This is a genomic window from Labrenzia sp. ATLA3, assembly GCF_057180185.1.
Window position 1 is genome coordinate 758497 of the sequence record NZ_JBXUKV010000001.1, and the last position, 12648, is coordinate 771144.

13 protein-coding genes are annotated in these 12648 nt (G+C 60.5%); all 13 read right to left on the reverse strand.

The annotated features are described in order from the left end of the window. Window positions 1-5: 5 nt before the first annotated feature. Window positions 6-401 (reverse strand): RidA family protein, encoded by a 396-nt coding sequence (locus tag AC2A6O_RS03400; RefSeq protein WP_498925725.1) that lies wholly within the window; start codon window positions 399-401, stop codon window positions 6-8. Window positions 402-499: 98 nt separating this feature from the next. Further along, window positions 500-901: an acyl-CoA thioesterase gene (locus AC2A6O_RS03405; protein WP_498925726.1), complete on the reverse strand. Its 402-nt coding sequence runs from the start codon at window positions 899-901 to the stop codon at window positions 500-502. Window positions 902-904: 3 nt separating this feature from the next. Then, on the reverse strand, window positions 905-1594 hold the full coding sequence (locus AC2A6O_RS03410) for an ABC transporter ATP-binding protein (protein WP_498925727.1): 690 nt from the start codon (window positions 1592-1594) through the stop codon (window positions 905-907). Then, window positions 1591-2340 carry an ABC transporter ATP-binding protein gene (locus tag AC2A6O_RS03415; protein WP_498925728.1) on the reverse strand — a complete coding sequence of 250 codons (750 nt, stop codon included), beginning with the start codon at window positions 2338-2340 and terminating at the stop codon, window positions 1591-1593. Before AC2A6O_RS03415 ends, AC2A6O_RS03410 begins: the two co-directional genes overlap by 4 nt. Beyond that, a complete protein-coding gene (locus AC2A6O_RS03420; RefSeq protein WP_148584425.1) occupies window positions 2333-3316 on the reverse strand; it encodes a branched-chain amino acid ABC transporter permease in 984 nt (327 codons plus the stop codon). The genes AC2A6O_RS03415 and AC2A6O_RS03420 overlap by 8 nt, the downstream gene beginning before the upstream one ends. Continuing rightward, a complete protein-coding gene (locus AC2A6O_RS03425; protein WP_498925729.1) occupies window positions 3313-4233 on the reverse strand; it encodes a branched-chain amino acid ABC transporter permease in 921 nt (306 codons plus the stop codon). Before AC2A6O_RS03425 ends, AC2A6O_RS03420 begins: the two co-directional genes overlap by 4 nt. Before the next feature lie 57 nt (window positions 4234-4290). Further along, window positions 4291-5427: an ABC transporter substrate-binding protein gene (locus tag AC2A6O_RS03430; RefSeq protein WP_498925730.1), complete on the reverse strand. Its 1137-nt coding sequence runs from the start codon at window positions 5425-5427 to the stop codon at window positions 4291-4293. A 131-nt stretch (window positions 5428-5558) separates the two neighbouring features. Further along, complete coding sequence (locus tag AC2A6O_RS03435; protein ID WP_498925731.1) at window positions 5559-7178, reverse strand: AMP-binding protein; 1620 nt, start codon at window positions 7176-7178, stop codon at window positions 5559-5561. A 3-nt stretch (window positions 7179-7181) separates the two neighbouring features. Then, entirely contained in the window at window positions 7182-8336 is a 1155-nt protein-coding gene (locus AC2A6O_RS03440; RefSeq protein WP_498925732.1) for an acyl-CoA dehydrogenase family protein, read from the reverse strand. After that, window positions 8336-9136, reverse strand: a complete 801-nt coding sequence (locus tag AC2A6O_RS03445; protein ID WP_498925733.1) for an enoyl-CoA hydratase family protein — start codon at window positions 9134-9136, stop codon at window positions 8336-8338. Before AC2A6O_RS03445 ends, AC2A6O_RS03440 begins: the two co-directional genes overlap by 1 nt. Then, on the reverse strand, window positions 9126-9608 hold the full coding sequence (locus tag AC2A6O_RS03450) for a MarR family winged helix-turn-helix transcriptional regulator (RefSeq protein ID WP_498925734.1): 483 nt from the start codon (window positions 9606-9608) through the stop codon (window positions 9126-9128). The genes AC2A6O_RS03445 and AC2A6O_RS03450 overlap by 11 nt, the downstream gene beginning before the upstream one ends. Then, on the reverse strand, window positions 9608-10351 hold the full coding sequence (locus AC2A6O_RS03455) for an SDR family NAD(P)-dependent oxidoreductase (protein ID WP_498925735.1): 744 nt from the start codon (window positions 10349-10351) through the stop codon (window positions 9608-9610). The genes AC2A6O_RS03450 and AC2A6O_RS03455 overlap by 1 nt, the downstream gene beginning before the upstream one ends. Beyond that, window positions 10348-12642 (reverse strand): bifunctional salicylyl-CoA 5-hydroxylase/oxidoreductase, encoded by a 2295-nt coding sequence (locus tag AC2A6O_RS03460; protein ID WP_498925736.1) that lies wholly within the window; start codon window positions 12640-12642, stop codon window positions 10348-10350. Before AC2A6O_RS03460 ends, AC2A6O_RS03455 begins: the two co-directional genes overlap by 4 nt. Window positions 12643-12648: the final 6 nt, after the last annotated feature.

The window sequence follows — 12648 nt, forward strand, 5'->3', positions numbered from 1 at the left end:
GCGAGTCAGCCGACCTGAGCGGTCGCTTCGATTTCAATCAATGCGTCGTCTTCGATCAGACCGGCCACGACAACCACGGACATGGCCGGGAAATGCCTGCCCATCACCCGGCGATAGGCTTCGCCGACGTCCCTTTGGCGGGCGAGATATTCCCGCTTGTCAGTGATAAACCACGTCAGGCGGGCAATGTCGGTCACGGTGCCGCCAGCGGCCTCGACGATGGCCACGATATTGGCGAGCGTCTGCTCCATCTGGCCGACGAAGTCATGGCTTTCGAAGACCTGGTCCTTGTTCCAGCCAATCTGGCCGCCGATGTGGAGCGTCTTGCCCTCTGTCAGCATGCCGTTTGCATAGCCTTTTGCCGGGGCCCAGCCGTTCGGTTGAATAGTTTTGACCGTCATCGATCCTGACTTTCCTTGTCTTCCGGATCAGCAAAATCAATCCGACTGGATTGACCCTCTCAAGGCTGATCGTTTCCTCCTGTTGAACCGGTCCACGTTCAGGCGAACGCCGACTGGTCCTGAAATCTTTGTTTGACCTGTTCCGGCCATGCTTCCGGCCTGCCGCCGCTATCCACGTTGACGAGAGTAAGCTCGGTCTGAAAACGTGCTTCGCCGTCGCAGGACGCAGAGATTTCGATGCCGCAGCTGCTGCGGCCGACCTTGTTCAGTTTCAGGTCGAACACCAGTTGGTCGCCCAGCCGGCTGGGTGCGATGAAACGTGTATGGATCTCGGCGGTCGGCACGGCTCCCACCTTGTGAATGTCCTTGAAAGGCCATGCGGCGACCTTGTCGAAAAAGGCTTCGACGCAATCGTTCATCATCTCGAAATAGCGAGGATAGAAAACGATCCCCGCCGGATCGCAATGCTTGAACAAGATAGGTTGCTCGAACCGGAACATTCCTCAAACCCCAATGTATTTGGCAGTGACGTCGTCAGTCAGCGCGTCGATACCACCCGTCCAGACGGACGTGCCGCGTTCCAGGATCGTCGCCCGGTCGCAAACCTGGCGCAGTTCCTTGATCGACTTGTCGATGACGAGAATCGCAAGGCCCGTTTCGGCCTTCAACTGGCGGACCACCGACCAGATTTCCTGGCGGATGACCGGTGCAAGACCTTCCGTTGCTTCGTCCAGGATCAGGAGCTTCGGGTTGGTCATCAGAGCGCGGCCGATGGCGAGCATCTGTTGCTCACCGCCGGAGAGCGATCCCGCCCGCTGACCGCGCCGTTCGCCAAGCCGTGGAAACATGGAGATCACGCGCTCGAAGGTCCAGTCGCCACGCCGTGCTGCCGCAATCAGGTTTTCATGGACGCTCAACGTTCCGAAACAGCGGCGGCCTTCCGGCACAAGACCAAGGCCCAGCCTGGCCGCCTTGTGGCTTGGCAGACGGGCAAGATCTTGCCCGTCGAACACCAGCGAGCCTTGCGCGGACAGCATCCGGCAGATGCATTTGACCGTGGTCGACTTGCCCATGCCGTTGCGCCCGAGCAAGGCCAGAACTTCGCCCTCGCCGATTTCCAGATCGACGCCAAACAAGGCCTGGCTGGCACCATAGGAGGCCGTCACATTGGACAGTGTCAGAAGACTGCTCATGCTTCGTCTCCCAGGTAAGCTTCCTTGACGTCCGCGTTGGCGCGGATCTCATCGACCGTGCCGGTGGCGATCACTTCGCCATAAACCAGCACACTGATGCGGTCGGCCAGCGAGAAGACCGCGTCCATGTCGTGTTCAACGAGCAGGATCGGCGCCTCGTGGCGGAGCTGATCGAGAAAACCGGTCAGCAGTTTGGAGCCCTCGGAGCCCATGCCCGCCATGGGTTCGTCCATCACGAGCGCCTTTGGTTTTTGTGTCAGCGCGACGGCAACTTCCAGCTGGCGGCGCTGTCCGTGGCTGAGTTCTGCCGTGCGCATGCGTGCCTGGTCCAACAGGCCGACACGGGCCAGCGCCTCCTCGGCGGTTTCGCGCAAGGACTTGTCCTTGAGCACGTTGGAGAAGAACCGCCAGGGCCGACCGCTGGCGCCCAGAGCGCCAAGCAGCACGTTCTGGAGAACCGTGTCTTCCATGGACAGCGAGGAGATCTGGAAGGTTCGCCCCAAACCGGCCCGCGCCCTGGCCCGAGTCGGCTGATGCGTGACATCCTTGCCCAGCAGGTGGACCGACCCGGAATCCGGCTTCAGCGTACCGCAGATCTGGCCGATCAGGGTGGATTTGCCGGCACCGTTGGGGCCGATGATCGCGTGGATTTCTCCAGGCTTCAGGTCGATGGAAATGTCCCTGCTGGCACGCAAGGCACCAAAGCTCTTGGAGATGCCGCTTGTCTGCAGAACAGCGTCAGTCATGAACAGCCTCCCGTCCGCAGAGCATGCCAATCAGTCCGCCCCTGCCGAAGAGCACGATGACCAGCAACAACAATCCCAGATAGATGTGCCAGAAGTCGCTCAGCCCCCCGAGCCAGTGTTCCAGCGCGACGAAAACCAGAGCACCGACGACAGGCCCGAACAGGCGGCCAACGCCACCCAGAATGATGAAGATCATGATCTCGCCACTGGTCTGCCAACTGAACATCGTCGGGCTGACGAAGCGGTTCAGATCGGCGAACAATGCCCCGGCTAGACCGGTTATGGCACCGGAGAGAACGAAGGCAACGAGCTTGAGCCTTACCGGATCCAGACCCGCTGTTTCCACTCGAACGGGAACCTGCCGGGCGGCGTTGAGCGCGAGGCCGAAGGGAGATCCTGACAGCCGCCATGCAAACAGCAGCACAAGGCACAGCAGCCCCAGGCAAAGACCGTAGAACTGGATCGGATCCAGCGTATTGAGCCCCGGAAACCCGTTGCGAACATAGATCGACAGTCCGTCCTCTCCTCCGTATTCCGCCCAGGAAATGGCAAAGAAGAAGAACATCTGGCCAAAGGCCAGGGTGATCATGATGAAATAGACGCCTGCCGTCCTGAGAGACAGGATGCCGATTACCAGCGCAGCAAGGGAAGACACCACAATGGCCGCAAGCCAGATCACCGGCATGGACTTCGTGCCTTCAATGAGGAAAGGCCATTCGGTGAGCGCGGTGTAATTCTGGGCATGGTAGGCTAGGATGCCCATGGCATAGCCCCCCAGACCGAAGAATACCGCATGGCCGAGACTGACCAGTCCGCCAAGGCCCAGTGCGATGTTGAGGCCGACGGCGGCAATGGCGAAGACAACGGCCCGCGTCATCAGGGTGATGGTAAAGGGTTCGTCTGCCGTGATCGCCCAGAATGGGATCGCGACGAACAACGCCAGTGTCAGCGCATTGAGATAGCGTTCCCGGATCATGCGCGCGCTCCGAACAGACCGGCAGGACGCAGGATCAGCACCGCAGCCATGAGGATATAGATCGCCATGGAGGCGAGCGAGGAGCCGATAGAGGTGGCTGTCGACGGATCGAGAAAGAGCTTCAGGAGCTCGGGCAGAAAGATGCCGCCGAGCGTATCGGTCAGCCCGACAAGGATGGCCCCCACAAGCGCGCCCTTGATGGAACCGATACCGCCGATGACGATGACGACGAAGGCCAGGATCAGCACCGGCTCGCCCATGCCGACCTGCACCGACTGGATGGCACCGACCAGCGCACCGGCCAACCCGGCCAGTGCCGCGCCAAGTGCGAAGACGATGGTGTAGAGCCGGGCGATATCGATGCCGAGGGCCGCGATCATCTCGCGGTCATTCTCCCCTGCTCTGATCTGCACCCCGAGCCGCGTTCTGGAAATCAGCAGCCAGAGGCCGATGGCAACGGCAAGACCGACCGCGATCAGCGTCAATCGATAAAGCGGATATTCGATGCCGCCCGGAAGCGTAACCGGGCCGGACAGGAACTCCGGCACATTGAGAAACAAGGGAAAGGAACCGAAGATCCAGCGCGTTCCTTCGGAAAAGATCAGGATCAGCGCGAAGGTGGCCAGCACCTGATCCAGATGGTCCTTGGTGTAAAGCCGACGAATGACCACCAGCTCGACAAGGGCACCTGCGATGGCTGCCCCGGCAAGTGCCCCGATGAGGCCAAGCAGAAAGGATCCGGTGGCAGCCGCAACAGCCGCCGCACAGAAGGCGCCGATCATGTAAAGCGAACCATGGGCAAGGTTGATCAACCCCATGACGCCGAAGATCAAGGTCAGCCCGGCGGCCATCAGAAACAGCATGATGCCGAATTGCAGGCCATTCAGTACCTGCTCTATGAGCAATATCAGAGACATGAGTTCCCCGCCCCGTTTGCCGGTGCAGCTTCCTGCACCGGCTTTTGGGTCAATACCTTACATGCTGCACTCGTCCGAATAGGCATCGCCGTGATCGGTCAGGGCCGTTCCGACAATCTTGTTGGTGTAGACGTCGCCTTCCTTGATCACCTCACGGACATAGATGTCCTGGATCGGATGATGGTTCGGGCCGAAGCTGAACTTGCCGCGCACGGACGGGAAATCCGCAGCCTCAAGAGCGGCCCGGAAAGCGTCCGCGTCCGTCACATCCGCCTTGGCCATGGCCGACAGCAGCAGGTTGGCCGTGTCGAAACCCTGGGCCGCATAGAGCGACGGCAGGCGGCCGTATTCGGCTTTAAAGCTATCCACGAAAGCCTTGTTGGCATCGTTGTCGATGTCCTTGCTCCACTGGCTGGTGTTCTTCACCCCCAGCGCCGCATCGCCGACCGCCTGCAGGATGCCCTGATCGAACGAGAAAGCAGGACCGACGACCGGAAGATCGATGCCGCTGTCGGCATATTGCTTCAGGAAGGAGATCCCCATGCCGCCCGGCAGGAAGAAGAACACGCTGTCGGCGCCCGACGCGCGGATCTGGGCCAACTCGGCCGCATAGTCGGTCTGGCCCAGCTTGGTGTAGATCTCGCCCGCCAGTTCGCCGCCATAATAGCGTTTGAAGCCGGTGAGCGAATCCTTGCCGGCCGGATAGTTCGGGGCAAGGATAAAGGTCTTCTTGAAACCGGCTTCCTTGGCATAGGCACCAGCGGCTTCATGCAGGTTGTCGTTCTGATAGGCGACGCTGAAATAGTTCGGATTGCAGCCTTTGCCGGCCAGTGCGGACGGACCGGCGTTCGGCGACAGGTAGAACTTGCCCTGAGCGGTCACGGACGGCACGACGGCCATGGCCAGGTTCGACCAGATGATACCGGTCAGGACGTCGACCTTGTCCGACTGGATCATCTTGTCGGCAAGCTGAACCGCGACGTCCGGTTTGCGCTGGTCATCCTCGACGATCACCTCAAGGTCCTTGTTGCCGGCCTGTTTGACCGCCAGCATGAAGCCGTCGCGCGCATCGATGCCAAGGCCCGCACCACCGCCCGACAGCGTCGTGATCATGCCGACCTTCACGGGCTCGGCGTTGGCACTGGAAAGGCCGATCGCCAGCGCGGCTGCCGCCGCCAATGTTACAAATTTCATGTGCTGCTCCTCTTGGTCTTTGGACCTGCTGTTCCCGTTTTTTTAGTTTGGACCGCCGCGCTTCATTTTCCGGCACGGTCGGCAAGGGGCTTGTTGTCTTGTTTTCCCGCGTGCCCCACGCGGAGTTTTGATCAGGCGTCCGGACGCAACCGGAAGCGCTGAATCTTGCCGGTTTCCGTTTTCGGCAAGGTATCGGCAAAAACAATCGACCGTGGATACTTGTAGGGGGCGATCGTCGCCTTGACGTGGTCTTTCAGAATTTTGGAAAGATCATCCGACGCTTCCTCTCCAGCCACGAGAACCACGTGGGCCTGGACGATGGCGCCACGCTCCTCATCTGGCGCAGAGATGACGGCGCATTCCTGAACCGCCGGATGCGCCAGCAGTGCGGCCTCCACTTCCGGACCGGCGATGTTGTAGCCGGCGGAGATGATCATGTCGTCGTTGCGAGCGGCAAAGTGCAGATGGCCGTCCTCGCTCATGGAGAAACTGTCGCCGGTGATGTTCCAGCCGTCGATCACGTACTGGCCCTGGCGGTCGTCTGCCAGATAGCGGCAACCGGTCGGTCCACGCACGGCAAGGCGTCCCACTTCCCCGGGAGCAACGTCGTTGCCGTCCTGGTCGAGAATTCTAACCTCGTATCCGGACACAGGCTTGCCTGTGCAGGCAGGCTTGTGATCATCGAAGCGGTTGGAGATGAAGATATGCAGCATCTCCGTTGCGCCGATCCCGTCCAGCATCGGCTTGCCCGTCTTGGCCATCCACGCTTCATAAACGGGAGCCGGCAAGGTTTCACCGGCGGAAACCGCGGCGCGCAGTGAAGAAAGGTCAGCCCCCTCGTCCATGGCCTGCAACATCACCCGGTAGGCGGTCGGCGCTGTAAAGCAGACGGTGGCCTTATATTTCTCGATGATCTCGATCATGTTCGGCGGTGTCGCAGCTTCCAGAAGCGTCGCCGCTGCACCGAACCGCAGCGGAAAGATCGCCAGTCCGCCGAGACCGAAGGTGAAGGCCAGTGGCGGCGACCCGACAAACACATCGTCCGGCGTAACACCCAGGACCTCTTTTGCGTAGCCGTCGGCAATGATCAGCAGATCCCGGTGGAAGTGCATCGTCGCTTTAGGCGTGCCGGTGGACCCGGAGGTGAAGCCCAGCAAGGCTACATCGTCTCGCCCGGTCTGCACGGCGTCATAGAGCACCGGTTTTTCCAGCGCGAGCCGGTCCAGTTCCGCATCGTGGTTCGACGTCCCGTCAAAACCGATCACCTTCTTCAAAAAGGAGGAGGTTTTGGCGCAGGCAACCATCTCGTCCATGAGGCGTGTGTCGCAAAGGGCGAATTCGACTTCGGCCTTGTCGACGATCTTGGAAAGTTCACCGGCGCGCAGCATGGGCATCGTGTTGACGACAACCGCACCGGCTTTTGTTGCGGCAAGCCAGCAGGCGACCATGGCCGGGTTGTTTGCAGACCGGATCAGCACCCGGTTACCCGGTTTTACGCCCAGATCCTCGGTCAGTGCATTGGCCAGACGGTTGGTCCAGTCAGAAAGCTCCTTGTAGGTGCGGCGGCGGCCATTGCCGATCAGGGCGGTGTGATCTCCCAACCCCTTTTCGACCATCCTGTCAGTCAGTTCGACGCCCGCATTGAGACGTTCGGGATACTGAAACCCATCCAGAAGGAAGTCGGGCCAGCTGTCTTCCGGCGGAAGGTTGTCCCGGGTGAAGGTATCAACATGTGCGGAGGAACCAAGCATGGATCAGTCTCCCTGAAATGCGCCAAGGGTCTGGCGCGCGATGATGATTTTCTGGACGTCCGACGCCCCTTCGTAGATCCGAAGGGCGCGAATTTCACGATAGAGCTTTTCAACCTGCATTCCCGAGCGCACGCCGTCACCGCCGTGAAGCTGCACGGCCTTGTCGATGACTTTCTGCGCCTGATCGGTCGCAAACAGCTTCGCCATGGCGGCTTCGCGCGTAACGCGTGGGGCACCGCTGTCCTTGGTCCAGGCAGCTCGGTAAATCAGAAGCGCGGCGGCATCGACGTCCAGCGCCATATCGGCGATATGCCCCTGCACCAGTTGCAGATCGAACAGCGGCGAGCCCTGAATTTCACGCGTCGTGACCCGGGAAAGCGCCTCATCCAGCGCCCGGCGGGCAAACCCCAGAGCGGCGGCGGCGACCGTTGAGCGAAAGATATCCAGAACCGACATGGCGATCCTGAACCCTGCTCCCGGCGTTCCGATCAGGTTCTTTTTCGGAATGCGGCAACCGGTAAAACGCAATGTGGCAAGCGGATGGGGTGCAATGGTCTCCAGTCGCTCAACGACTTCAAAGCCCTTGAGATCCGGCGTCACGATGAACGCGGAAAGTCCCTTCGCCCCAGGCGCTTCGCCGGTTCTTGCAAAGAGGGTATAGACATCGGCAATACCGCCGTTGGAGATCCATGTCTTTTCGCCGTCGAGCACATAGGCATCGCCATCGTCGGTGGCGGTCATGGTCGAGTTGGCAACATCCGAGCCGGATTGGGGTTCGGTCAACGCAAAGGCGGAGATTGCCTTTCCACTGCGCGTCAGCGGGAGCCACTCGGCTTTCTGTTCGTCCGTGCCGAACAGGGAAATGGCACCGGTGCCGAGCCCCTGCATGGCGAAGGCGAAGTCGGCCAAACCATCATGACGGGCCAGGGTTTCGCGGATGAGGCAGAGGCTGCGCACATCCAGCTTGCCATCCGGCGCGCCGCTGTGCTGCAGAAAGCCTGCTTCGCCCAGGGCCGTGACCAGATGCCGGCAGGCAGCGTCCGTGTCCGTATGATCGAGATCGGCCAGATGCGCGCCTGCCCAGACCTCCAGGTCCTCGGCAAGACCCCAGTGTTGGTCTTCGAAGAACGGCCAGCGGAGAAACGATTTATCCGACATCAATCACCCTCGAAAACTGGCTTTTCTTTCTTGACGAAAGCTTCATAAGCCCGGCGGAAGTCATTGCCCTGCATGCAGATTGCCTGCGCCTGGGCTTCCGCTTCGATGGCCTGATCAAGCCCCATGGACCATTCCTGCGCCAGCATGGTTTTGGTCATGGAATTGGAGAAGGTCGGGCCGGAAACAATACGGCCGGCCATGTCCATGGCCGTCTGGTCAAGCTCGTCCGACGGGACCACCGCGTTGAAGAATCCCCAGGCATGACCTTCCTCGGCCTTCATCGAGCGGCCGAGATAAAGCAGCTCCGCAGCCCGTCCCTGACCGATGATCCGCGGCAGGATCGCACAAGCGCCCATGTCGCAACCGGCAAGGCCGACCTTGTTGAACAGGAAAGCAACCTTGGCCTCTGGTGTGGCAACGCGCAGATCGGATGCCATGGCCATGATGGCACCGGCACCGGCGCAGATGCCGTCCACCGCCGAAATGATCGGCTTGCCGCAATTGAGCATGGCTTTCACCAGATCGCCCGTCATGCGGGTGAAGGCCAAAAGCTCCTTCATGTTCATTTTGGTCAGCGGGCCAATGATGTCGTGAACATCGCCGCCGGAGCTGAAATTGCCACCATTCGGCAGGATCACCACCGCATGAACATCGTCGGCATAAACGAGATCCCGGAACCAGTCGCGCAATTCTGCATAGCTTTCGAAGGTCAGCGGGTTCTTGCGTTCGGGTCGGTCGAGCGCGATGCGCGCAATGCCGTTGGCGATCTCACATTTGAAATGCGTCACGTCACTTCGCATTGCCACTCTCCTCCTGGCTTTGACGTTTCAGAACCAGATCGAGCTGGCTCGAAAGTGCAGCGATATCGTCCGCCGACCAGCCCTCGAGCAGTTCATCGATCCAGGCTTCGTGATGGGCGGCAAGTTCCTCGAAGGCGGTCCTGCCTTTGGGGGTCAAACGGGCCACCTGGGCGCGCCGGTCGCCCGGAACGGCAACGCGCAGGACAAGGCCTTCTTCGGTCAGCTTGTCGACAATGCCGGTGACATTGCCGTTCGACACCTTCAGGAACGTCGACAGTTCCGACATCTTCAGGCCATCGGGAAACCGGGCAAGCGCAGACATCACATCGAACCGCGGCAGCGTCGTGCCATGCTGGTCACGCAGGTTCCGGCGGATCTCTGCCTCGATTCCATTGACGGATTTCAAAAGCTTCAGCCAGAGACGCAGGCGCGTCTTGGACAAGGCTTCCTGTTTTTCTGCAGTTTCCGCCATCAGAGCTCCCCTCCTGAAAGTGTCAGCGCGTGGCCGTTTACGGACACGGCTCCATCAGAACACAGATAGAAAGCAGCTTCGGCAACTTCCGAAACCTGAATAAACCGTCCCTGTGGATTATCCGCTTTCAGGCTATCGGCCGCAGCTTCCGGGCTCATAGCGGTCTTTTCGACAATCGTGTCGATGGAACGCTGCAACAACGGCGTCTCGATGAAGCCCGGGCATATGGCGTTGACCGTTATTCCGGTTCTGGCCAGCTCCCGCGCCAGCGAACGCGTCAGGCCCACCACCGCGTGTTTGGCGGCGCTATAGGCGCTGACATAGGGATAGCCGCGCAGTCCAGCAGTAGAGGCAATTGCGATCATCCGGCCCCAGCCACTTGCTTTCATGTCCGGCAGTGCCGCCTGCCAGACATTGGAGACGCCAAAGAGGTTCACCGCCAGCATGGCCTGGAAGTCTTCCACCGTGGTGCGGGCAAAAGGCTTGCTGCTGGCGGCACCGGCATTGGCGATCACCACATCCACAGGGCCGTTCATCTGCCGGGCCGCGTCGACAGCCGCCTGGACGGCCTGCGTGTCGGTTACATCGCAGACCTGATAGGGCAACTTCTGTTCGGCAAGGCTTGCTTCCGTCCTGCCGAAAATGGTGACCTTCGCGCCTTTTTCGGCGAAGAGGTGGGCACAGGCAGCGCCAACGCCGCTGCCGCCACCGGTTACAAGGATATGGCGACCTTCGACGCTCATACCTTCAGCATCTCCGCTTCCCGGTCGGCCAGACGCCACATCTGGTCGCGGCCGGCAAGATAGGGCAGCGGCCAGTCGGTAGCCTTGCGGTCGCCGATCTTGGCGGCTTCATGCAGCGTCCAGTAGGGATCTGCCAGATGCGGACGGCCGACGGCGACAAGATCCGCCCGGCCCGCCATCAGGATCGAGTTGGCGTGATCAGCCTCGTAGATGTTGCCGACAGCCATGGTCGGCAGTCCACCCTCGTTGCGGATGCGGTCGGAGAACGGCGTCTGGAACATGCGGCCATAGACCGGACGTGCCTTCGGCGTTGTCTGACCGGCGGAAACGTCGACCAGATCGACACCGGCGTCCCGGAACCGGCGGGCGATTTCAACCGCATCATCCGGCGTGATGCCTTCCTCGCCCACCCAGTCGCAGGCGGAGATGCGCACCGACATCGGCTTATTCTCAGGCCAGACGGCCCGCATGGCGTTGAAGACTTCCAGCGGCCAGCGCATCCGGTTGTCCAGCGATCCGCCGTACTCATCCGTCCGCGCGTTGGAAACCGGCGAAATGAACGACGACAGCAGATAACCGTGAGCGGCATGAAGCTCGATCATGTCGAAGCCGGCCCGCTCGGCCATTTCGGCGGCAGAAACGAACTGGGCCTTGATTTCATCCATCTCGGCCAGCGTAATTTCGCGCGGCGACGCATTGCCGTCCGACCAGGGAATGGCGGATGCGGACACAAGGTCCCAGTTGCCGTCTTCAAGAGGCTTGTCCATGCCTTCCCAGCCGATCCGTGTTGAGCCTTTCCGGCCGGAATGACCGATCTGGCAACAGATCTTGGCCTCGGTTTCGGCATGCACGAAATCGGTCAGCCGTTTCCAGGCTGCCTCGTGTTCAGGCGCATAAAGGCCAGGGCACCCCGGCGTGATCCGGCCTTCGGCACTGACGCAGGTCATCTCGACAAAAACGAGCCCTGCCCCGCCCTTGGCGCGCTCGCCGTAATGGATCAGGTGCCAATCGGTCGGCGCACCATCAACAGCCTTGTACTGGGCCATTGGCGAGACGACGATGCGGTTCTTCAGCTCCATTTCACGCAGCTTGAACGGCGTGAACATCGGCGCGCGCACCGGTGAGTTCGGTGATACGCCCGCCTGGTTCATGAACCAGCGCTCGGCGGACTCCAGCCATTTCGGGTCGCGCAGACGCAGGTTTTCGTGGCTGATACGCTGGGAGCGGGTCAGCATGGAATAGTTGAACTGGACGGGATCGAGATGGAGATACCGCTCGACATGCTCGAACCATTCCAGCGAATTGCGGGCTGCCGACTGCAGACGCAGCACCTCCAGGCGCCGGTCTTCCTCATAACGCTTGAAGGCAGCGGCCATGTCCGCTTCCGTATGCAGATATTCCGCAAGAGCGATTGCCGATTCAAAGGCAAGCTTGGTGCCGGACCCGATGGAGAAATGCGCAGTTGCAGCGGCGTCGCCGAGCAGCACCACGTTCTCATGGCTCCACTTCTCGCACAGGACGCGCGGGAAACGGATCCAGGCGGAACCACGGATATGCTTGGCGTTGGTCATCAGCGGATGGCCGCCAAGGTGATCCTTGAAGATCTCCTCGCAGGTCCGGATACTCTCTTCCTGACTCATCTCGCCAAAGCCGAAGGCATCAAAGGTTTCCTGCGTGCACTCCACGATGAAGGTCGCGGTCTCATCGTCGAACTGATAGGCGTGCGCCCAGACCCAGCCGTGCTTGGTTTCTTCAAAGATGAAGGTGAAGGCATCAGCGAATTTCTGATGGGTTCCGAGCCAGACAAACTGGCACAGACGCTGATCGATATCCGGCTTGAAGGTGTCCTGATAGAGCGTCCGGGTCTTGGAATTCAGACCGTCGCTGGCAACCACAAGATCGTAGTCCTTGCGATAGTCCTCGGCGCTGTCGACCTCGGTTTCAAATTTCAGGTTGATGCCAAGTTCCCGGGCCCGCTCCTGCAGGAGCACCAGGAGTTTCATACGGCCGATACCGCAGAAACCATGCCCGGTAGAGACAAGACGTTCACCACGCATATGCAGGGCAATGTCGTCCCAATAGGCGAAATTCTCGCCGATGGCCTTGGCACTGACAGGGTCGTTGACGGCAAGATTCTGCAAGGTCTCATCAGACAACACCACGCCCCAGCCGAACGTGTCGTCGGCGCGATTGCGCTCGATCACGTCGATCTCGTGGGACGGGTCTCGCAGTTTCATCGAGATGGCGAAATAGAGACCGGCAGGTCCTCCGCCCAGACAAGCAATCCTCATACGAAA